This is a genomic window from Hyphobacterium sp., assembly GCF_965228115.1.
Classification (GTDB): Bacteria; Pseudomonadota; Alphaproteobacteria; order Caulobacterales; family Maricaulaceae; genus Hyphobacterium.
Map to the genome: position 1 here is coordinate 850,002 of NZ_OZ245794.1, position 19,877 is coordinate 869,878.

At 58.9% G+C, this 19,877-nt stretch carries 18 protein-coding genes and 2 tRNA genes; 6 read left to right on the forward strand and 14 right to left on the reverse strand.

The window, feature by feature from the left end:
• Positions 1 to 54 precede the first annotated feature (54 nt).
• Genes scpB through ACO079_RS04705 form a run of 4 tightly spaced genes read right to left on the reverse strand, consistent with a single transcriptional unit; the run spans position 55 to position 3,486 of the window.
• On the reverse strand, positions 55 to 843 hold the full coding sequence (gene scpB / locus ACO079_RS04690; protein ID WP_421792151.1) for an SMC-Scp complex subunit ScpB: 789 nt from the start codon (positions 841 to 843) through the stop codon (positions 55 to 57).
• Complete coding sequence (locus tag ACO079_RS04695) at positions 840 to 1,643, reverse strand: segregation and condensation protein A (protein ID WP_421792152.1); 804 nt, start codon at positions 1,641 to 1,643, stop codon at positions 840 to 842. The genes scpB and ACO079_RS04695 overlap by 4 nt, the downstream gene beginning before the upstream one ends.
• Complete coding sequence (gene nagZ / locus ACO079_RS04700; protein ID WP_421792153.1) at positions 1,640 to 2,653, reverse strand: beta-N-acetylhexosaminidase; 1,014 nt, start codon at positions 2,651 to 2,653, stop codon at positions 1,640 to 1,642. Before nagZ ends, ACO079_RS04695 begins: the two co-directional genes overlap by 4 nt.
• On the reverse strand, positions 2,650 to 3,486 hold the full coding sequence (locus ACO079_RS04705; protein ID WP_421792154.1) for an SPOR domain-containing protein: 837 nt from the start codon (positions 3,484 to 3,486) through the stop codon (positions 2,650 to 2,652). The genes nagZ and ACO079_RS04705 overlap by 4 nt, the downstream gene beginning before the upstream one ends.
• Positions 3,487 to 3,716: 230 nt before the next feature.
• On the opposite strand from ACO079_RS04705, the gene ACO079_RS04710 reads away from it, so the two are divergent.
• Entirely contained in the window at positions 3,717 to 4,046 is a 330-nt protein-coding gene (locus ACO079_RS04710) for a HesB/IscA family protein (RefSeq protein WP_421792155.1), read from the forward strand.
• Positions 4,046 to 4,717, forward strand: coding sequence for a nitroreductase (locus ACO079_RS04715; protein ID WP_421792156.1), 672 nt, complete (start codon positions 4,046 to 4,048; stop codon positions 4,715 to 4,717). The genes ACO079_RS04710 and ACO079_RS04715 overlap by 1 nt, the downstream gene beginning before the upstream one ends.
• Here the strand turns inward: ACO079_RS04715 and ACO079_RS04720 are convergent.
• Positions 4,714 to 5,091 (reverse strand): hypothetical protein, encoded by a 378-nt coding sequence (locus ACO079_RS04720; RefSeq protein ID WP_421792157.1) that lies wholly within the window; start codon positions 5,089 to 5,091, stop codon positions 4,714 to 4,716. The genes ACO079_RS04715 and ACO079_RS04720 overlap by 4 nt on opposite strands.
• Positions 5,092 to 5,118: 27 nt before the next feature.
• Here ACO079_RS04720 and xth point away from each other — a divergent pair, with 27 nt between their 5' ends.
• Positions 5,119 to 5,907: an exodeoxyribonuclease III gene (xth, locus tag ACO079_RS04725; RefSeq protein WP_421792158.1), complete on the forward strand. Its 789-nt coding sequence runs from the start codon at positions 5,119 to 5,121 to the stop codon at positions 5,905 to 5,907.
• Here xth and ACO079_RS04730 read toward each other — a convergent pair.
• The 6 genes from ACO079_RS04730 to ACO079_RS04755 all read right to left on the reverse strand — a co-directional run bounded on the left by ACO079_RS04730 (position 5,874) and on the right by ACO079_RS04755 (position 13,776).
• Positions 5,874 to 6,845, reverse strand: a complete 972-nt coding sequence (locus ACO079_RS04730; protein ID WP_421792159.1) for a hypothetical protein — start codon at positions 6,843 to 6,845, stop codon at positions 5,874 to 5,876. The genes xth and ACO079_RS04730 overlap by 34 nt on opposite strands.
• 3 nt (positions 6,846 to 6,848) lie before the next feature.
• Complete coding sequence (locus tag ACO079_RS04735) at positions 6,849 to 7,832, reverse strand: DUF3137 domain-containing protein (protein ID WP_421792160.1); 984 nt, start codon at positions 7,830 to 7,832, stop codon at positions 6,849 to 6,851.
• 140 nt (positions 7,833 to 7,972) lie between these two features.
• Positions 7,973 to 10,804 (reverse strand): valine--tRNA ligase, encoded by a 2,832-nt coding sequence (locus tag ACO079_RS04740; RefSeq protein WP_421792161.1) that lies wholly within the window; start codon positions 10,802 to 10,804, stop codon positions 7,973 to 7,975.
• 68 nt (positions 10,805 to 10,872) lie between these two features.
• The gene (locus tag ACO079_RS04745) at positions 10,873 to 11,499 is read right to left on the reverse strand and encodes a DUF2497 domain-containing protein (protein ID WP_421792162.1); all 627 of its coding nucleotides are present in this window, start codon (positions 11,497 to 11,499) and stop codon (positions 10,873 to 10,875) included.
• Between the two features lie 97 nt (positions 11,500 to 11,596).
• A complete protein-coding gene (locus ACO079_RS04750) occupies positions 11,597 to 12,943 on the reverse strand; it encodes a TolC family outer membrane protein (RefSeq protein ID WP_421792163.1) in 1,347 nt (448 codons plus the stop codon).
• Positions 12,944 to 13,122: 179 nt separating this feature from the next.
• Entirely contained in the window at positions 13,123 to 13,776 is a 654-nt protein-coding gene (locus ACO079_RS04755) for a protein-L-isoaspartate O-methyltransferase family protein (protein WP_421792164.1), read from the reverse strand.
• A gap of 176 nt (positions 13,777 to 13,952) precedes the next feature.
• Between ACO079_RS04755 and ACO079_RS04760 the strand changes: the two genes are divergently transcribed.
• Positions 13,953 to 14,026: transfer RNA gene (locus ACO079_RS04760), tRNA-Cys, on the forward strand.
• An 82-nt stretch (positions 14,027 to 14,108) separates the two neighbouring features.
• The gene (locus ACO079_RS04765) at positions 14,109 to 17,018 is read left to right on the forward strand and encodes an Ig-like domain-containing protein (protein ID WP_421792165.1); all 2,910 of its coding nucleotides are present in this window, start codon (positions 14,109 to 14,111) and stop codon (positions 17,016 to 17,018) included.
• 9 nt (positions 17,019 to 17,027) lie between these two features.
• Here ACO079_RS04765 and ACO079_RS04770 read toward each other — a convergent pair whose 3' ends face one another.
• Positions 17,028 to 17,369: an Mpo1-like protein gene (locus tag ACO079_RS04770; RefSeq protein WP_421792166.1), complete on the reverse strand. Its 342-nt coding sequence runs from the start codon at positions 17,367 to 17,369 to the stop codon at positions 17,028 to 17,030.
• 255 nt (positions 17,370 to 17,624) lie between these two features.
• Between ACO079_RS04770 and ACO079_RS04775 the strand changes: the two genes are divergently transcribed.
• A tRNA-Asn gene (locus ACO079_RS04775) sits at positions 17,625 to 17,700 on the forward strand.
• Positions 17,701 to 17,924: 224 nt separating this feature from the next.
• On the opposite strand, the gene ACO079_RS04780 is transcribed toward ACO079_RS04775, so the two are convergent.
• Together ACO079_RS04780 and ACO079_RS04785 are read right to left on the reverse strand one after the other, a co-directional pair.
• Positions 17,925 to 18,155, reverse strand: a complete 231-nt coding sequence (locus ACO079_RS04780) for a helix-turn-helix domain-containing protein (protein WP_421792167.1) — start codon at positions 18,153 to 18,155, stop codon at positions 17,925 to 17,927.
• 570 nt (positions 18,156 to 18,725) lie between these two features.
• Positions 18,726 to 19,766: a serine hydrolase domain-containing protein gene (locus ACO079_RS04785; RefSeq protein ID WP_421792168.1), complete on the reverse strand. Its 1,041-nt coding sequence runs from the start codon at positions 19,764 to 19,766 to the stop codon at positions 18,726 to 18,728.
• Positions 19,767 to 19,877 lie beyond the last annotated feature (111 nt).

Sequence of the window (19,877 nt, forward strand, 5' to 3'; positions counted from 1 at the left end):
GCGGGCCTTCCCCACCAGATTTAGACGAGCCAGCGCCGAACGTCCATTTCCACGTCAGCTATTGCTGTCATCTTCGCCGTCTTCCATGAAGTCGACATGGAAGAGATGGGCATCCTCTTCCGGGTCCAGCGGGTCTTCATCCTCGCCGCTGCCCGGCAGGCCGGGATCGGGGATTTCAAATCCCGGCGGCAGGCGCGCATCCAGCAATCCCGCCGCTTTCAGATCCGCCTGCCCCGGCAGATCGCCAATACTGGCAAGGCTGAAATAAGCGAGGAAGCTTTGCGTCGTCCCGTAAGTGACCGGCCGGCCCGGTGAACGGCGGCGGCCACGCGGACGGATCCAGCCCAGTTCGAACAATAAGTCCAGCGTCCCTTTGGAAACCGCCACGCCGCGAATTTCTTCAATCTCGGCGCGGGTCACCGGCTGGTGATAGGCGATGATGGCCAGCGTCTCGAGCGCGGCATCGGACAGCTTGCGCGGTTCTTCGCGGATTTCTTCCAACAGCCCGCGCAAATCCGGTGCGGTTTCAAACCGCCAGCGGCCACCCACCTCGGTCAGTTGTACGCCGCGTTTGGCATAATCTTCCTGCAAAGCTTCCAGCAGCGATTCCACATCGCTTTCGACAGGCAGCCGGGTTTGCAGGGTTTCAATGTCGAGCGGCTCTTCAGCCGCAAACAAGAGAGCTTCCAGCCGCCGCATCCGCTGACGCTCCGCATCAACGGCCAGGCGTGGGCCTTTCGCATCACTGCCGGTCTCGGTCGCACCCTGCCGGTCGGCCCGTTCGCGCAGCTTCTCGATCGCCTCATGGATGGGATCGGGCTTGTTTTGCGTCTCATCGCTCATGAGGGCGCCTCATCAGAGTGACCGCGCACTTCAATCGGATCAAAGGCTTTTGATTGCCGCAAACGCGCATGACCGTCCTTGGTGACTTCCAGCACGGCAAGCGTGGAACTCGCCAGTACCGAACGCTTGGGCGGGGCGTCGGGCCCAAGTTCACCCGCATCCGGCAGCAGGCTATCCAGCGTACGCCAGTCCTTGACCTCTGGCAGCATCCGCTCCAACCGCAGCCGTGCGGTTTCCAGCCCATAGACTTTGGGCAATTGCGGCTTGTAGTCCGCGCGCACCATCGCCTGACGGCGCTTGGAATAGGCGCTCAGCAAATCATAGAGATTGGCTTCATATTTGGAGGCGCGCAGCGTGCGCACGCCTTCCGGCATGCCGCGCGGGAAGACATCGCGCCTGTGCAGCGTGCCCGCAAACAGCGCCTTGCCAGCCGCGCGCATGGCATCCAGACGGCGCAGGCGGAAGGCCAAAGCCGCTGCCATCTGCTCGGGCTCCATCTCGTCCTCATCCTTGGCCGGTTTTGGCAAAAGGAGACGTGATTTCAGATAGGCGAGCCAGCTCGCCATAACGAGATATTCCGCCGCCAGATCCAGCCGCTGCCGCGCGGCTTCAACGAAGGCGAGATATTGCTCGGCGAGCTCCAGAATGGAGAGTTTGGTGAGGTCGATCTTTTTCTTGCGCGCGAGCGCCAACAGCAGGTGCAGCGGCCCCTCATAGCCATCAATATCGACGATCAACGCCTCATGGTCGGCGTCTTCAGCGGCCTGGAACGGCAGGTCTTCTTCGAATTCCTCGCTCATGCCGCCTTACCTGACAGAAGGGTTTGCAGTTTCGCAAGCCCGGCCTCTGCATCAAAGTCTTCGCCCTGATTGCGCGCCGCTTCTGCCGCCTTTGCACGGCGCAGCGCAGCACCAGCCAGGAGGGGCGCAGCCTCTGCGACCGGCTCCATCTCCTTGCGCTGACCATTACAGTGCAGAACGATATCGCAACCGGCCCGGATGGACCGTTCTGTCCGCTCGGCAAACGAGCCGGTCAGTGCCTTCATCGACAGGTCATCCGTCATCAACAGCCCGTCAAAGCCGATCTCGCGGCGGATATGACCGATGGCTGGATCGGACATCGTCGCCGGAGTGTCCGGATCGAGCGCGTCGTAGACGATATGCGCCGTCATCCCCATCACCGCGTCATTCAATGCCTTGAACGGCGCAAAATCGGTTTGGGTCAGGGTTTCAAGGTCTTCCTTCACGCGAGGCAGATGGAAATGACTGTCTGCATCGGCCCGGCCATGCCCGGGCACATGCTTGATGACCGGCGCAACACCGCCCGCCATCAGACCTTCCATCGCAGAGCGGCCCAGCGTTGAAATAACGTCCACATCTGCGCCGAAAGCCCTATCACCAATCACCGCATCCGCACCTTCAATCGCCAGATCGAGACAAGGGGCACAATCGGCATCGACGCCGCTGGCGCGAAGCTCATCGGCGATCAAGCGATGATTGAGCCAGACGGCCTCCTTGGCAGCGTCCGCATCGCGTTGATACAGCGCGCCGAATACAGCCGCGGGTGGCGCATCCCGCCAGTTGGGTGGACGAAAGCGCTGCACTCGTCCGCCTTCCTGATCAATGAAGACCGGGGCTTCCCGTCCCACCGCATCGCGCAGGGCGACGCACAGCCGGGCAACTTGTTTTGGACCTTCGATATTGCGGGCAAACAGGATAAATCCCCAGGGCGCAGCCTCGCGGAAAAAGTCGCGTTCGCTGTGAGACAGCTCCCGGCCTTCCAGTCCGAAAATCGCCGCGCGCGAACTCATCTGCGCGCCGCGTAGCAATCCTGCCCGCGATCCTGCAAAGCCGCACAAAATGCCGAGGCTTCATCGCGGCCGGCAAAGGCGGCGACCCGCAAGCGGTGATAAGTGCCCCGCCCCTCAATTTCCGCAGATTGTATGTCCGGCGAAGAGCCTGCGGCGATATCCGAATAGCGGCTGATGAAATTGACCCATGCGCCTTCGGCTTCCTCCTCGGTGCGGAAGGAGCCGATCTGCACCACCCAGCTGCCTCCGCTGACCGGCGCGGGAATGGCCAGGTTGGACGTGGCCGGCGGCGGAGCAGAATCCGGCTCTGGCTCGGCCTCGCGAGGTTCGGGCTCGGTACGAACAGGCGTGGTGGAACGCTCTTCAGCCTGTGCCGGCGGCGGTGTTGCGGTTTCCACCCGCTCGGCTTCGGCGGGGGCTTCACGCTCCGGCGCGGCGTCATTTCCGGTTTGATCAGGCGTGGTTTCTTCCAGCCGCAAGCCCGGACGCCCGGCGGGCTCCTCCGGTCCGGCGCGCGGCGTCGTATTTTCGCCGCCCGTGTCTTCTCCGGAGATCCGGTCATAGGCATCGATATCAAGATCAGGCGTTTGGGTGCCACCAGGATCTGCCGGGCGCTCCCGATAGGGTTCGGCATCGGCAAGAATGCGCGGCGGCTCATCCCGGTCCCGCACGCCCTGTTGATAGGCGCTCCACACAACGGCGACAAACAGGATAAAAACGGCAAACGCCGTCGTCAGGAGCAGCGGACCCCGGCGCGAATCGCCGCGCGCATCGAAGGTCTCGTCGTCGCCGAAGTCTTCATCCGGATCAAATTGTGTGCGTCGGTCACTCATGGCGTTTCCGTTCCGATCGGGCGAATCACCTGATCCCCTGAAGATTAACACCATCCCGGCCCGCTTTTGCGCCTGCCAGCGCCAGCCTGGCTGTGAATAACCGGCAATGAATTACAGTCACCACAGTGTTGGCGGTGAACATGGCCAAGCCAAGGCAGCAGGCGACACCAGAAAGGTTTGCGTTTTGCGGCGTCAGCGCCATATATCGACACAGTTATGGAGGAGCGGACATGTCTGCGCCGAATATCGAACTGACCGAACGCGCCGCCAAGCGTATCAATGCCATCCTCGCCGCTGAAAAAGCAGGCGTGATGCGCATCGCCGTGGAAGGCGGCGGCTGTTCCGGTTTTTCCTATAAATTCGATCTGGACGAGGCCGCCACGCAGGACGATACCGTTCTGGAACGCGATGGCGCGAAAGTGGCGATTGATGCCGCCTCCCTGCCCTTCCTCGATGAATGCGTGATCGATTTCACCGATGATCTGCTGGGCGCGACTTTCAAGATCGAAAATCCGAATGCGACGGCGGCCTGTGGCTGCGGCGTCAGCTTCTCGATCTGATGGACGTTCTCGACGCGCTGAAGTCGCGCATTTCCACGCGCGGCTTTCTGGACAAGCCGGTTTCTGAAGCCACAGTGCGCGCCATTCTCGATGATGCGCGCTGGTCGCCATCCGGTGGCAATCTTCAGCCCTGGAAAGTGCATGTGGTTTCCGGCGAGGACCGGCAGGCCATTATCGACGCCGTCAAAGCCAAGATGGAAGTTGACCCCTTCGGCGATGAGAACGCCTTTCCCGTCTATCCGGAAAAACTTTGGGAGCCCTATCGCTCACGCCGCTATGCGGTGGGCGAGCAGATGTATGACATTCTGCAAATCCCGCGCGAGGACAAGGCCGGGAGACTGGGTCAGGTTCTGAAGAATTTCGAGTTCTTCGATGCGCCGGTCGGGCTGTTTTTCACCATCGATCCGAAGATGAATCCCAATCAATGGGCCCATCTGGGCATGTTTATCTATGCGGTCACACTGGCGGCTGAAGGCCATGGTCTGGCCACCTGCATGCAGGAAGCCTGGACACGGTTCACCAAAACGGTCGGCAAGGCGCTCGATCTGCCCGAAGACGAACAGGTCTATTGTGGCATGTCTTTGGGTTATGCCGACCCGGATCATCCCCTGAACACTATGCGGACCGAACGCGCAGAGCTTGACGAGATTGCGAGTTTTCGGGGGTTCTAACCTCCCGACCAGTCAAACGCGCCGTCAAAAAACGCGAATGAAATAAAGAAGATCGCAAAGATCGATAGCCCCCACAGGATCGGGGGAATAATGATGATCCGGATACCAACCACGGGCCGGAAGAAGAAAACGATCCAGCCGAGGATCAGCGAGCCTGCGGCCACGAATGGGCCAGCGAACATATCAATCATGACCAGGTTCAGGATCAGGCTGGCGTCGTCGTCCCCCATCACCGGGGCAAATGTCATCAAATTGGCGAACCACATGCCAAAACCGATGAGACCGATGAACACGGCCACCGCGCTGGCAAAAAGCAGGCGGAAGAAGCGCCAGCCCGTGAACTTCCTTTGCGGCGATGCTATCTCTTCATTCATCGGATTCTCTTACCCCCGGATGCGCCCATGACTGTCACCATCGCCACCTGGAACGTCAACTCCGTCAAGGCGCGGCTCCAGAACGTGCTCGACTGGCTGCGGGAAAGCCAGACCGACATTGTCTGCCTGCAGGAAATCAAGACGGTGGATGAAAACTTCCCCCGGATGGAGATTGAAGACCTCGGATACAATGTCGAAACGCACGGGCAAAAATCTTACAATGGCGTGGCTATTCTCTCGAAATTCCCGATTGAGGAAATACAGGTTGGCCTGCCCGGCGATGACGAGGATGAACAGGCGCGTTACCTCGAAGCCGTGATCTCCACCGATGACGGCGTGGTACGCGTCGCCTCAATCTACCTGCCCAATGGCAATCCCGCGCCCGGCCCGAAATATGACTACAAGCTGGCCTGGATGAAGCGGTTGAAAGCGCGTGCAGAAGAGCTTCTCACTTTTGAGGAGAACCTTGTCCTTGCGGGTGATTACAATGTCATCCCCGGCGATCTCGACGTGCATGATCCCGCCGCATGGGAGGGCGATGCCCTCACCCGGCCGGAATCGCGCGCCGCCTATCGCTCCTTACTGTGGCTGGGCCTGACCAGTGCCTTTGATCAGTGTGATGGCCGCGCCCACAAATATACCTTCTGGGACTATCAGGCCGGTGCCTGGCAAAAAGATCACGGCATCCGCATCGACCATTTGCTGTGCTCTCCGCAAGCCGCCGACAAGCTGAAATCCGTCGAGATCCACAAAGCCACCCGCGGCAAGCCGAAAGCGTCCGATCACGTGCCGGTGGTGGGCACGTTTGAGTTCTGATCCAGAGCGTCGAGAATTAATTGCTGCGCCTGCATCAAGGCCCTCAGATTGTCGTGAAAATAAGCCAGTGTTTCGTCCGCCAGGGGCGCATCCACGCTTTTTTCCGTCCGATAAAGACCGCCAATATCAACGCTCATATGAAGGCTCCACCCCGTCTGAGGGTGCCGGGTTACAGAAATGGCCAGTTGATTTTGCGGGAAGAGGTAACGCGCCTTGATGGCGGCTTCGCGTATGCGATCCGGAACGATATCGCCTTCCACCGATTTGCGGCCCCAGACCTGATAATACTGACTCAACGCCACGTCCTTGCGCTCGCTGCGCAGATAAGCGTCTGCCAGAAACAAATCTCTCTGATGGCGAATCTGACTGGTTATTTCATAGCGGCGGGGGAGCAGGATAAACGGTTCGATTTCCAGAGAATCCAGTGTGCGCTCCAGGACTTGTCCATAAAACAAAATTCGTGGAACCCGGCCGACCGGAGTTTCCATGGGCATGCCTTTTATCCGCAATTCCTCGATCGACAGGCCGAGCGCCTTTGATTGGTATCGGTGCGCGTGCTTGTACTCAAGGCCGCGTGGAACAAGGCCCAGCTCGGCGATGACGGGTGTTTTATCATCCGCAAATACGCTGTCGACGGAGTCCAGCCCGTAAGGCTCCAGCATAGCGGCTTCAACCAGACGCCGGATCTTCCGGTCTATCCCCGCCAAAGGCCTGTGCGCAAAATTCGCCCCCGCCGCTGCCACAGCGAGACCGGTGAAAATCGCGGCGCCTGGCCAATAGGAATAAATCAGGAAACCGATGGCCGTACCGAGTCCAACCGATGCGATGGAGCCGATGAAAAATAGCCGCTTGGTGCGGGCCCGCTCCTTGCGGATGGGAGCCAGCTTCAGCTCAACTTGCGTATCCAGAAGCTTCCGCTTCGCGCGAGACGCCATCATGACTCAACTCTGATCTGCCAGCACATTCTCGCCCAGCTCGGGCGGGCGGACCATCAAATCCAGCATGCCGGTGACCAGATCAATCTCTTCCAGAAGCGTGCGCACACGTTCTTCATCATCGAGCGGTTTGAACAGGCTGCCCGGCTCGAAGAGGTTTCCGGTTTCCACCGCGATCAACAGCTCGCCACCGCCTTGCCGATCATCAAAGGCGGCGCGGACTTTCTTGCCCTCTACAGCGGTTTCCAATGCCAGCAAACGCTCCATGAAGGTCGGGGTCAGCAAGTAACGCGACATCACCTGATCGGTGGAATAGACCTCGAAAATCTTTTCAAACTTCGGATCGACCAGGCCAACGCGCTCCAGCTTCTTGCTGCCGAAGGTTTTCCGGCCCCAGCCTTCAAACATGTTGAAGAAGCCCTTGTCACGGGTAATGACGGTCACGCCTTCGACGGTACGGGGAAACTCAATCCGCACCAGCAGACCGCGAAAGACCGTGACCCAATAAGTGCGGTTTTTGCTCCGGCGTTTTTCTTCCAGCTTGGCCTCATAAAGCTCGAATACCGAGCGATGGCGTTCACCGATGAAGTGATCTTCGAAACTGCGCCGGTCGGAATTGGGCAGCAAGCCATGCTCGCGGAACACATCAAAGCGGGCCGGTTCCGCCGGCTGCAGCGAATAGCGCATGTCCGAAGCTTCGGCGAGCTTGCCCAGAAGCCCCAGCTTCACTTCTTTTTTAAGTTCATTGAACTTGGCGCTGCCCACCGCGCCGCCAGCAACCGGCAAGCCGATCAAGGCAAACAAAGCAAAGGGAAACAGGCCGAACGCCAGCAGGATGGCCGCCGCGGTAATCCCTGCCGCAACGCCCAGCCCGGTTCCAACAACGATATTGCCAACGGCCTTCTTCCGGCGCTGTTCGCGTTCGGCGAGGAAGGGCGACAGCTCTTCGCGCCAGATGGCTTCCATTTCCGAGGACAGGGATTCGCTCATGGCACGGAGGCTAGCTGTCAGTTTGACGGGGTCAAACTCAATCTCTTCATCCCCGCGAAGGCGGGGACCCATTCTGTGACATGGAAGTTCCGGCATGGGTCCCGGGCTCACGCTTCGCGCGCCCCGGGATGACGCAAAAATTACCCCAACCGTGCCCTGGCCTCAGCCAAGGCCTCTTTCTGAGCGGTATAATCCGCCAGCTTCTCGCGTTCGCCTGCCACGACCGCTTCCGGGGCGTTGGCCACGAATTTCTCATTGCCGAGCTTTTTCTCAAGCCGGGTGATTTCGCCGGTGACCTTGTCGATTTCCTTGTCCAGCCGGGCGCGTTCCGCATCAAAATCGATGACGCCTTCCAGCGGCAGGGCATAGGTAACCTCATCCACCACGATCTGCGCTGAGCCGTCCGGCGCGGACTCGGCGGGCGCCACCGAGTCCAAACGCGCCAGACGGCAGATCAGGGCCGATTGCCGCTCCAAGCGCGCAGCAAGGTCCGCATCAGCCCCGACCGCCAGACCGTTCGGCTTGGCATTCGGCGGAATATTCATTTCCGAGCGCAGCTTGCGGATTTCCGTGATCAGGCCGACCAGCCAGTTCATCTCCGCCTGAGCTTCCGGATTGGCGAGGCCGTCCAGCTTTGGCCAATCTGCGACGATCAACAGGCTGTCGCGGCCACGCTCGCCTGCCGTTTTCTCCCACAACTCTTCGGTCACAAACGGCATGAAAGGGTGAAGCAGTTTCAGCGCAATTTCCAGCACATAGGCCGTGGTGGCGCGGGTCTCCGCCTTGGCGGCTTCGTCCTCACCGGACAGAAGCGGCTTGGCAAATTCCAGATGCCAGTCGCAGAACACATTCCAAACAAATCTGTACGCTGCGCCCGCCGCCTCATTAAAGCGATAGGTTTCCAGCCCCTTGGCCACGGCGGCGGAAGCCACTTCAGCTTCACCCAGCAGCCATTGATTGACGGTTTGCTTGACGGATTTGGGATCAAAATCCGGATCCTGCACACAATCATTCATCAGGCAGAAGCGCGCCGCATTCCACAGCTTGGTGCCGAAATTCCGGTACCCCTCGACCCGCTCTTTCGACATGCGGATGTCGCGGCCTTGTGCGGCCAGCGCGGCCAGCGTGAAGCGCACCGCATCGGCACCGTATTCATCGACCAGCTCCAGCGGGTCGATGACATTGCCCTTGGACTTGGACATTTTCGCGCCGTGCTCATCGCGCACCAGCGCGTGGATGTACACATCGTGGAAGGGAATTTCCTGTTTGAAATGAAGCCCCTGCATCATCATTCGGGCCACCCAGAAGAAGATGATGTCAAACGCGGTGACCAGCACAGAGGTCGGGTAGAAGCGTTCCAGCTCTTTGGTGTCGTCCGGCCAGCCGAGGGTCGAGAACGGCCACAGGGCAGAGGAGAACCAGGTGTCGAGGACGTCCTCGTCCTGCCTTAGAGGTTTACCGCCAGCCGCAGCAGATGCTTCGGCTTCGCTCTCGGCGACAAAGACTTTTCCGTCTTCATCATACCATGCCGGAATCCGGTGCCCCCACCACAACTGGCGCGAGATGCACCAGGGCTGGATATTGCGCATCCAGTTGAAATAGGTGTTTTCCCAGTTCTTCGGATGGAATTTGGTGCGCCCATCCTCGACGGACTCAATGGCCTCTTTGGCGAGAATATCCGCCTTCACAAACCATTGGTCGGTCAGCATCGGCTCGATCACCACGCCGGACCGATCACCGAAGGGCTGTTGAATTTTTTTGTTTTCAACGAACGGTTTTTCGCTGCCCTCTTCCGTTTTCACGGTGACGGCCAGGCCTTCCTCAGTGATCGCTTTGACGATTTTTTCCCGCGCTTCAAACCGGTCGAGCCCGCGATATTCTTCCGGCACCAGGTTGATCGCATCGACCTCGTTTTCAGATGGCAGATTCCCGGTTTTGGCGATCTCCATCGCCTTGGCGGAGTCTTCGGCATAGGGCGCGCCATCGGCACGCAGCGAGGCGCGCAAATCCATCAGCCGGTAGAGCGGAATATTATTGCGCTTGGCGACTTCATAGTCGTTGAAATCGTGCGCGCCGGTAATCTTCACCGCGCCAGAGCCAAATTCCGGATCGGGATATTCATCCGTGATGATCGGGATGAGGCGGCGGTGTTCTTTCGGACCCACCGGAATCTCACACAGCGCGCCCACGATGGGCGCATAGCGTTCATCATCCGGGTGCACGGCTACCGCGCCATCGCCCAGCATGGTTTCCGGGCGGGTGGTGGCGATGGAGATGTAATCGCGCTTTTCTTCGAGCACGATGTTCCCGTCCGCATCTTTTTCAACATAGGTATAGGTGCGGCCATCCGCGAGCGGATATTTGAAGTGCCACATATGCCCGTCGACCTCGGTGTTCTCCACCTCAAGATCCGAAATCGCGGTTTCAAAATGCGGGTCCCAATTCACCAGGCGCTTGCCGCGGTAAATCAGGTCCTGATTGTACAGCTCGACAAAGACTTTCAGGACGGCCTTGGACAGACCCTCATCCATGGTGAAGCGCTCGCGGCTCCAGTCACAGGACGCGCCCAGCCGGCGCAACTGATTGAGGATCGTGCCGCCGGATTCTTCTTTCCATTCCCAGACGCGTTCAATGAATTCCTCGCGGCCCATATCGCGGCGGGAGATATTGCCTTGTTCGGCCAGCTGGCGCTCGACCACCATCTGCGTGGCAATGCCCGCATGGTCCGTGCCCGGTTGCCAGAGCACGGATTTGCCCAGCATGCGGTGATAGCGGATCAGCACATCCTGCAGCGTATTGTTCAAGGCATGGCCAATATGCAGGCTGCCCGTCACATTCGGCGGCGGAATGACGATGGAATAGGTTTCAGCGTCCGGGTCATCCTTCGGCTTGAAGGTGCCCGCCTCTTCCCAGGCCGCGTAAAGGCGCGGCTCGGTGTTCTTTGGATCAAATGTCTTGGCAAGATCAGTCATGGCGGCGGATACATAAAGGGCGCCGACGATTTCGTCGACGCCCTGTTTCTGTTGGTGTCAGAGAAGGCTTAGCGTCGACGGGCAATCCGTTCGATTTCAGCTTCGACTTTCTGTTCGACAATGCTCGGCAGATTATTGTCGAGCCATTCTTTCAGCATCGGGCGCATCAACTCGCGGACAATGCCTTCAAGTGTTGCGCCATCATCGGTCGCCACGCGCAGATTGTGCGCCAGCGCATCGAAAGCACCCGAAGCTGCCGTTGCAGCAGGCGCGCTGACTAGAGCGTCTTCGTCCACAACCGGTTCGGGCTCGGGTTCTGGCTCCGGCGCGACTTCGGCCACCGGTTCCGGCTCAGGCTCTGGCTCAGGCACCGGGGCGACCTCTTCTTCCTCGCGATCGACAATCATGAGATCATCATCCAGCGCGAGCGGATCGGTGCCAGCGCCGGGTTCTTCGACCTTGTCCGTCAGCTCCAGCACTTCATCCTCGGCCGTAACTTCGGGTTCCGGCGCGGGTTCCGGCTCAGGCTCGGGCGCCGGTTCCGGAGCCGCTTCGGCGACAGGCTCATCAACGGCCTCCACCTCATCGGCGGCTTCGGCATTCTCACCACCGTCCTCGTCCTCATCAATGATCCGGCGGATCGAGGCGAGAATTTCCTCCATGGACGGTTCGTTTTCTGCAGCTTCGCTGGACATGAGCGCGCGGGTCCTTTGATCCGTAACTTCCCCTGTTGGGAGAATAAAACCGGTCTTGGGCCAAAGTGTCCAGACGGAAAGCCCAGTTAATGGCGAATTAATTCCACGGCGTGAAGTCGACAGGCTCCCGTTCAGGCGTGCTGGTAAAGGGTTCCGGCTCCGCCTCAATGTTCAGCGTGTCCGACGTCAACAAGCCCATCGCCTGCAGCAGGCCAAGCCCGGCCACGTAGGAGTCGCGTTCTGCTGTCACCAGCGTCAGCCGGGCATCCAGCAATTCCTGCTCGGCATTCAAGACATCCAGCGTGGTCCGAAGGCCCACAAAGGCTTCCTGTTGCACGCCTTCCAGAGCGATTTCATTGGCTTCCACCGAGCGCTGGCTGGACGTAATCACTGATCGGCTGGCCGCCAGATTATTGAACGCCGTGGTGACAATTTCTTCGACCTGTCGCCGGGCTTCGGTGACACGAATCCGCGCCTGATCCGCATTGAAAGCGGCCTGCCGGACCCGCGAGCGGTTGAGCCCGCCGGTATATAGCGGCACCGACACGGTTGCGGTTAGCGAATAGCGATCGGTTTGATCGCCTGAAAACGTCTGATCATTGGTCCGGCTGGCTGAACCGCTCAAGGACACATCCGGAGAAAACGCACCGCGGGCGATTCGCAGCCCGGCCCGCGCCGAATCTTCATTAAACGCGGCGGTCCGCAAAACCGGGCTGAAATCCAGCGCGATTTCCATGGCATCTTCCAGCTCGGCGGGCAGATCCGGCAAGGGCGGTTCTGGGCTCAGCGTGGCCGGATATTGTCCGACCACCGCGTTATAGCGTGCGCGGCTGGCCGCCAGTTGCGACAGGGCCCCGGCCAGCTGGGCCCGTGCACTCGCCAGGCGCGCTTCGGCCTGTGAGACGTCCGTGCGGGTGATCTCACCGACTTCAAACCGGTCTTCTGCCGCATCCAGCTGTGCCAGCAGAACTTCCACATTATTGCGGCGGATTTGCGCAATCTCGACATCGCGGCGGACGTCCAGATAAGCGGTCGCTGCCGCCAGCAAGACATTCTGCTCGGTCGTCCGCAGTCCTTCGCGGGCGGCCAGAACACTCGCTTCGGCCTGGCTGATTGCCCCACTGATTTCTCCCCCGCGCCAGATCGCCTGACTGGCATCGATACGATAGCTCTGCGGGGTCACGGTGTTTGACTGATTGAAGAAACCGCCGGTCGATTCTGTTCGCGCATTAGAGACACTGGCCTGCGCGGAGATATTCGGGAGCCAGGCCGAACGGGCCTGGACAATGCTTTCCTCTGCGGCCCGGACCGAAGCGCGTTGCGCCTGCAGCGTCGGGTTCGACCGGTAAGTCAGCTGCAGCGTTTCCTCAAAGGTTTGCGCAGTGACCGGTGCGGCCATCAAAGCAGCCGCAGCTAGAGCGAAGCCAGATAATCTCGTCAACATGAATGGGTCCCTCGGGTTTCGCTCTAATCTATACACCAATACGCGTGCGCATAGTGTCTGGTTTGTAACGATTGTCACGAAGCCGCCAAAGCGCGACAAAGTGAACACCGTTCACTTAGTAAACACGCATACGATGTCAAGCTGAAAACATCGACCCGGCCGCCGAAAATGGTGCCGAACTAGAAGACGAAACCCGCTTCGCGCTTGAAGCCCGGAAGCAGGCGCGGCGAGGAATCAAATACCACGCGTTGCCCGATACTGTCGCCGGAACGCTGGAAGACGGTCGCCTTGCCGATGGCGCCCTTTGATATCACAACGGCCAGGCGGCCCCCGTCTTTCAACTGATCGAACCAGGCGCGCGGTGGGGCTTCGACGCCGCCCTCAACAAAAATAACGTCATACGGTCCCTGCCCCGGCATGCCGTTTGCCGGATCGCCCTGAACCACAACGGCATTATCACAACCGGCATCCGCCAGGAGCGCCGAGGATTTTTCTACCAGCGTTTCATCTTTTTCCACGCAGACAACCGTCTCTGCCATGCGCGACAGGACAGCGGCCGCATAACCGCGGCCGCTGGCCGGGTTGAGCACCAACTCGCCCGGCTGGATATCAACCATGTGGATCAAGAGGGACAAATCACGCGGGCGCATCATGAAGCGGCCCGATGCTGTTTCAATCTCGGTATCGGCATAGGCCAGGGCGAGACGGCTTCTCGGCACAAACTTTTCCCGCGGAAGGGTCCGGAACGCCTTGAGCAGCCGCCGGTCCGTAACATCCGCCGTATGGATCTGGCTGTCCACCATGGCATCGCGTTCGCGCGTGAAATCGGCCACGTCATAGCCCCCTGTGTTCTCGCTGACCGCGCTTATATCGCGCGTTGAAAGCAAGCCGCAATAGCCGATGACGGTGGTAGAGAACCGGTGGTGTCCCGGACCGGTTCAAAGGGCGTGTTAAGACGCATTGCGGCAAAGCAATCGCTCGGTTACAAACCTCGCCCACACCACAAGGCGGCTCCGTGGCGGAGTGGTGACGCAGCGGATTGCAAATCCGTGTACCCCGGTTCGATTCCGGGCGGAGCCTCCAGCTTTTCGTCATTCCTGGTACAATTCCCGATTGAACTTGATGTACTTGTGTTGAATGCTCCCACTCAGTGAGGGGGATTAAAATGATCAAGCTTTCGGGGCCCGGCTTTCTGGGCAAAGTTTTGCTGGCGGGCTTTGCCAGCCTTGTCTTTGTGTCCGCCTTGCACGGCCAAGACACAACGGCGCCCCTGGTCAGCAGTATTGAACGGCAAAACCCCACATCTGAACGCACCTCGGCCGACGCGTTGGCCTGGCGGGTGACATTCAATGAAGGCGTTCGGGCGGCGGATCTTGGCCTGACCCAGTTTCAAAACGTCCTCGACGGTTCCAGCACGTTTTTTGACGGTTCGATTGCGCTGGCATCGGTCGAAATAGACGGCACCCCGTTGATTTTCGCGCCCGGTTTCCGTGACCATGGACTAACCGTTCTGGATATCACGCCCGATAATATTTTCCGCACCGTCCATAATGTGGCCGATAATGATGATGTCTACCTCAATCAGGCCGCAGCGGCTTATGTCCACCGGATCGGAGACACGCATTATCTTTATGTCGGCAGCCGGGGCGATGATGGCGTCAGTGTTTTCACGATCGCCAATAATGGCACGCTGACCAATATCCAGAATATTGGCGACAACGAACAACTCCAGCTGGGCGGCGTCAGTGATATTCACGCGGCATCAGTCGGAGGCCAGGACTACCTGTTTGTCACGGGTCAGGAAGACTGGGGCGTCAGCGTTTTTCAGATCGCAGCGGACGGACAGATCACGTCTGTTTTCAATGTAAATGATGGCGAAAACTCGGACTTCGAACTTGCTGGGGCCCGATCTGCGGTGACGGCCGTCATTAATGGAATTACCTATCTCTATGTTGCCGGAATCATTGACCACGGCTTGACCATTTTTTCCGTTGGAAATGAAGGCGCGCTAACGTTCCAGCATCGCATTATCGACACCGCCGCAATATTCGTGAATGGCGCGGGAGATCTGGAGCACCTCCAGATTGGCGAGCAGAACTACATTTATGTGTCCGGCTCGGCGGATCTCGGCGTCAGCGCGTTTTCCATCCTCTCGAATGGAAACCTGCAGTGGATTCAAAACCTCCAGAATGGGAATGGAATTCTGGCCGCGAATCCCAAAGAAATGACCGTCACCCGCTTTCAGGGCCAGACATTTCTGTCTGTGGCGAGCAGCGCGGCCTCTAGCGGAAGTCCGGATCGGGGCGTTCAGGTTTTCGCGGTTGGAAGCGATGGCCGTCTGACGCCCATTCTTCGCGAATTCGCCTCGCCGCAAACGCCGATGTATAGCGCTTTTTCGATCACCTCCCTGCCCACACCAACGGGTTTTCGCGTTTTTGTGGGCAATAGCAATGGCGCGTATATCACCATGCTGACGCTGGTGGTCGAGCCCATCGCCGCCGATGATTTTGAAACCACGGGCACAACCGCGACACTGACGGCCAGCCAGGCGGCACCGAATATTGTTGACGTCTCCGTATCTGGAGGCGATCTCGCCAGCCTGAATGGTCCTGTCACGCTCGCCATAGCGGCAGGACACAATTTGGCAGACCTTGCCGGAAACGCCCTGACAAATCTGTCGCCACAGGGCGCGGACGAAGGATTTACTGTCGACAATCTCCCGCCGGATGTCAGCCTGTCGCATAACGGCACTTTGCCGATTGATGCGCCTTTCACCCTGACCATTACCTTCACCGAGGGCGTCAGCGGATTTGATCAAGGCGATATCGCCGTCACCAACGCCTCCTTGTCGAATTTCCAGGCTCAAAGCGGGTCGGTATACACCGTCACCGTCACGCCCGCAGGGGAAAGCAATCTGACACTGGGCGTCGCACAGAATGCCGCCACAGACGGGGCTGGCTTTGGCAATACGGCTGCAACACCGCTGGACCTGGCCAGCGTGCCCCGTCGGACGGTCACCGTCACGCTGCCCGGCCTCGGTGCCGGCATGGTCACCAGCGTGCCCGCCGGCATCGAGTGTGAAAATGATTGTTCAGAAGCCTTCCTTCAGGGTGAGGCCGTGACCTTGACCGCAGCGGCGGCTTTCGGGTCAGCCTTTGCCAGTTGGGTGGAAGGGCCCTGCAGCGGCAGCACCAATCCGCAATGTGCATTTTCAGCCAATGAAACCCGGACGGTCGCAGCCAGATTTACATCCAACAATGTCCCGGAAGGCCGCATCGTCGCCGCTACCCTGCCCGCTGCCCGGTCGGGCTATACCGGAGGGCCGGACATAACGGTTTTCATGTCGGTCGTCAGCCGGGCGACAACGCCCGCCCAATCTTGCCGAATCACTGCCGCCGGTGGAGACCCCGTAACGCTGTCCTACCGGCGTGTGGATGCCAACAATGCCGCCATCGGGCCGGCCGATCCGGTCTTTGATCTCCTGGCCGGTGGGACCGCCAGCTTTGTGCTGGCGCTCAGCCCGGTCAGCGAGACTGGGTTACAGGGCGTCGATTTCCAGCCGCAAGTGACCTGTGAGAATGCCAATCTGGGATCCGTTGTCGGGTTGAACACGGTGTTTCTGTCTATCCAGAACGCGCCAGTGCCGGATATTCTCTCGATCAGTTCGACCGCCAGCGGCGATGGTACGATCCGGATCGCAGAGGCCGGGCGCGCAGGCGTGATGACGGCGGCCCTGGTCAATATCGGTGCGGGCGATGGCTCGGCCGGCGCCAGCGGCATCACCCTGACCACTACAGCCGATACCGGTGCAGCCAACTTGCCGGTCACAATCGAGGTCTGTCAGATTGATGCCACGACCGCTGCCTGCATTACGCCGCGCGGCCCCAGCGTGACGACCAGTAATCTTGGGCGTAATGAACCTGCCTTCTTTGCCGCCTTTGTTCGCGACAACAGCAATGGTGCAGGCATCCCCTTCTCTCCGGCCAATTCACGGGTGTTCCTGAGATTTTCGGATGCCAGCGGAACCGTAAGATCTGCGACCAGCGCCGCGGTAACCGTCCCGCCCACCGAATAGATCGACGTTCTACTCCGCCGCTTGCGGCCTCACGCCCGCGCGCTTCAGCTCGGCGTCCAGCTTTCCGGTGATCGCCAGCCACAGCATGTGATAATCGCCGCGAAGGGACCAAAGCGGATAAGTAAAGGTCGCCGGCTTGTTGCGCTCCACGAACGCATGGCTAACCCAGGCGAAGAAGTATCCGGCGACCGGCGGCAACAGCAACATCCACCAGCTTTGTGTCGCCAGCGCATAAACCAGCACGCCAATCGCTAACACCGAGCCGAAATAGTGAAGATAGCGCGTCGCAGGCTGGGCGTGTTCTTGTAGGTAATAGGGAAAGAAATCGCGATATGTTGTGTATTCCCGCATTTTTCTGACCTCCCCGTCAGGAATTTCGCAAACAATTTGAATCCTTTCAGACCAAATCGCCTTATCGTTAACCTAACATTTACCCTCTTTAGGGAAAGTGTAACGGTCTTCCCGTGAAGACACCCCACCATCCACCCAATGCCTTATCGGGAGCCTTTTTGGCTCCCGATCTTTCTTTGTGCAGTTTGATGCGTCAGAAGGCTTGCCGCAAGAAGGATTAGGGTGATATAGCCGCGCCCCTATTGAGACGGTTATTCCCTGGTAGCTCAGTTGGTAGAGCAGGTGACTGTTAATCACCGGGTCGGCGGTTCGAGCCCGTCCCAGGGAGCCACTCAAAATCTCATAAAAATGGTCGGTCGCCATAACAGCCCAGCAAATCACTGCCGATTAGGCTGTGCCAATAATCTGTTCTATAAGAGAAAAAGGAAACAGCGGGAGCGCGCTGGGGGGCTGGGAACGGCCCGAATGGCGCTCTTGGGAAGGGGCTATATGCCAATCAGGCCCGCTCCCGCTGTCTCCTCACCAACCGGCCGAGAACCCGTCCGGGGTGTTTTATCAAGCCGCGATGGATACGCGGCTTATCTCCTCATCGTGGCTGAGAAGGTCGCGCGGCTGACAATCCAGCTCCTGGCACAACGCTTCCAGCATCGAAAACCTTATGGCCCTGGCTTTTCCCGTCTTGAGGATGGACAGGTTGGCCTTTGAGATCCCGACCCGATCGCACAGCTCTGTCTGGGACAGGCGGCGCTCGAGAAGTATCCTGTCGAGGGTGACGCGAATGGCCATGTGTGACGTCTCCCTGACTTTGAACTCTGGTTCCCGGCGGCGCTTTTGAAAGCTACCGCCGGAACCGTTTTACCCTCACGCGACCACCGGTGACAGCGCCGCAAAGATACCGCCACCAACGGCAACGATAAGGAAAGCATTGATCGCAAAAGCTGCAACCGTGCGTGAAATATTGGACCCGACCATTTTGTTTTCTCCTTTGTTACGTTTCAAAATCGACCAGTTGTTTTGTTGTCCGGACGATCATTTCGCCGTCCGTGGAAGTATCAATACCATGGATTTATCGGTATGCAAGAAAAAAATATCGAAAATCGATATTATTTTCACGAAAACCGATAATTTTGCGCCGAAAAACAATAAATCTAGCCATCGCGACGGACGTATCTCAAGTCAAAATACTGTTGAATATCAGAGCCCTGGAAGACGGTTGAGCCATCTGGGTGACGATCGGTTTAATCGCTGCAGTTTTTCTGCAGTTTCCGTCTGGAAAGACGGCGGACACGCGTTCCGTCCGCCTATAGGCCGGGCGCGATCACCCCAATCGGAGACCCGAAGGGCAAAAAAAGCGAGTCAACTCTCGCAAAAGGCCGCGCCGGCGAGATCATAGCTGAGACCCGAGCCCATCCAGATCTCGCCAAAATCGAAGTCCCCGCGGTTGAGGAAAACCACCAGACTCTGTCCGCGTTCGACCGCAAGAATATTACGAACCTGAACGCCTGAGATGAACCCGCGCCGCTCCACAAGCGCGACGGAGCCATCACATCCAGCGAGCGGGGCCGAGAAGCTCCACGCCCCCAGCGCCACAAAACCCAGACGAGGGACACCCTCCCATAGCGTTTCAAGAGACGCTTCATCTAACAAGCGGCCTTCCATTAAGGCTGTGTTGAAGCGGATCAAGTCTTCCGGCGGCCCCACCAGCGCTCCGGCGGCCCCATAGAGTTCAAGATCGCGCCGCGCCGAAGCAACGCCTGCCCGGTCATAACCGATGACGGTGCCATCGTCTTCGCCGCCACCGACACGCGTACGCGTCATGCCCGCAGGCTCGAGAATGCGGGCTTGTAATTGGTCTTCCCAGGGTTCGCCGCTGACATGTTCGATTACCGCACCCAGGGCGACATAGTCGCAATTATTATAGTTGAAGGGCGCGTTCTGGCGGGCCCGGCCATCCGTGCAGAAATCAAAGGAATCAAATGTCGACGCATCGAACTCAGCCTCGCTGAGGTCATCCGGATCCGGCAAACCGGTCGTGTGCCTCAACAAATCCCGAACTGTGATCCGGTTGGCGCGCCGGACATCGAAACCGGGTGCGGCCTCACTTAGGGGTGTATCAAGGCTCACCCGCCCGTCTTCGACCAGTTGCATGACAAGGACCGCGACAACCTGTTTGGTAACCGATGCCCAACGCCAATCCAGTTGCGCTTGCATGGCTAGCGCGTTCTCCTCATCGGCGATGCCAATGGCGCGTTCAGAAGTTATCTCGCCATTTTCGCTGACAAGGACGACGCCGGAAAAATCAGGCACGCTTTCCAGAGCGGTATCTATGCGGTTGGGCTCGGCTTCGAGCACAAAACTCGCCAGGAATATTACGAAGGCAGATTTAAAGCCGATCATCGCCGCACCGTTTTCTTTTTACCCTGTTCAAGCTTACGGTATTCGGCCGGTTACGGATTGCGCGGCCGCAAAAAAAACGGCTCCAATACGATCACAAATACTGCTCAATTC

What these genes read in the sequence shown, in the direction of transcription:
- ACO079_RS04785 (WP_421792168.1), bottom strand. Translation starts at nt 19,766, where the DNA reads ATGATCGGCTTTAAATCTGCCTTCGTAATATTCCTGGCGAGTTTTGTG.
- ACO079_RS04750 (WP_421792163.1), bottom strand. Translation starts at nt 12,943, where the DNA reads ATGTTGACGAGATTATCTGGCTTCGCTCTAGCTGCGGCTGCTTTGATG.
- ACO079_RS04740 (WP_421792161.1), bottom strand. Translation starts at nt 10,804, where the DNA reads ATGACTGATCTTGCCAAGACATTTGATCCAAAGAACACCGAGCCGCGC.
- xth (WP_421792158.1), top strand. Translation starts at nt 5,119, where the DNA reads ATGACTGTCACCATCGCCACCTGGAACGTCAACTCCGTCAAGGCGCGG.
- ACO079_RS04695 (WP_421792152.1), bottom strand. Translation starts at nt 1,643, where the DNA reads ATGAGCGAGGAATTCGAAGAAGACCTGCCGTTCCAGGCCGCTGAAGAC.
- ACO079_RS04765 (WP_421792165.1), top strand. Translation starts at nt 14,109, where the DNA reads ATGATCAAGCTTTCGGGGCCCGGCTTTCTGGGCAAAGTTTTGCTGGCG.
- ACO079_RS04720 (WP_421792157.1), bottom strand. Translation starts at nt 5,091, where the DNA reads ATGAATGAAGAGATAGCATCGCCGCAAAGGAAGTTCACGGGCTGGCGC.
- ACO079_RS04710 (WP_421792155.1), top strand. Translation starts at nt 3,717, where the DNA reads ATGTCTGCGCCGAATATCGAACTGACCGAACGCGCCGCCAAGCGTATC.
- ACO079_RS04705 (WP_421792154.1), bottom strand. Translation starts at nt 3,486, where the DNA reads ATGAGTGACCGACGCACACAATTTGATCCGGATGAAGACTTCGGCGAC.
- ACO079_RS04770 (WP_421792166.1), bottom strand. Translation starts at nt 17,369, where the DNA reads ATGCGGGAATACACAACATATCGCGATTTCTTTCCCTATTACCTACAA.
- ACO079_RS04715 (WP_421792156.1), top strand. Translation starts at nt 4,046, where the DNA reads ATGGACGTTCTCGACGCGCTGAAGTCGCGCATTTCCACGCGCGGCTTT.
- ACO079_RS04735 (WP_421792160.1), bottom strand. Translation starts at nt 7,832, where the DNA reads ATGAGCGAATCCCTGTCCTCGGAAATGGAAGCCATCTGGCGCGAAGAG.
- nagZ (WP_421792153.1), bottom strand. Translation starts at nt 2,653, where the DNA reads ATGAGTTCGCGCGCGGCGATTTTCGGACTGGAAGGCCGGGAGCTGTCT.
- ACO079_RS04745 (WP_421792162.1), bottom strand. Translation starts at nt 11,499, where the DNA reads ATGTCCAGCGAAGCTGCAGAAAACGAACCGTCCATGGAGGAAATTCTC.
- ACO079_RS04730 (WP_421792159.1), bottom strand. Translation starts at nt 6,845, where the DNA reads ATGATGGCGTCTCGCGCGAAGCGGAAGCTTCTGGATACGCAAGTTGAG.
- ACO079_RS04780 (WP_421792167.1), bottom strand. Translation starts at nt 18,155, where the DNA reads ATGGCCATTCGCGTCACCCTCGACAGGATACTTCTCGAGCGCCGCCTG.
- scpB (WP_421792151.1), bottom strand. Translation starts at nt 843, where the DNA reads ATGAGCGATGAGACGCAAAACAAGCCCGATCCCATCCATGAGGCGATC.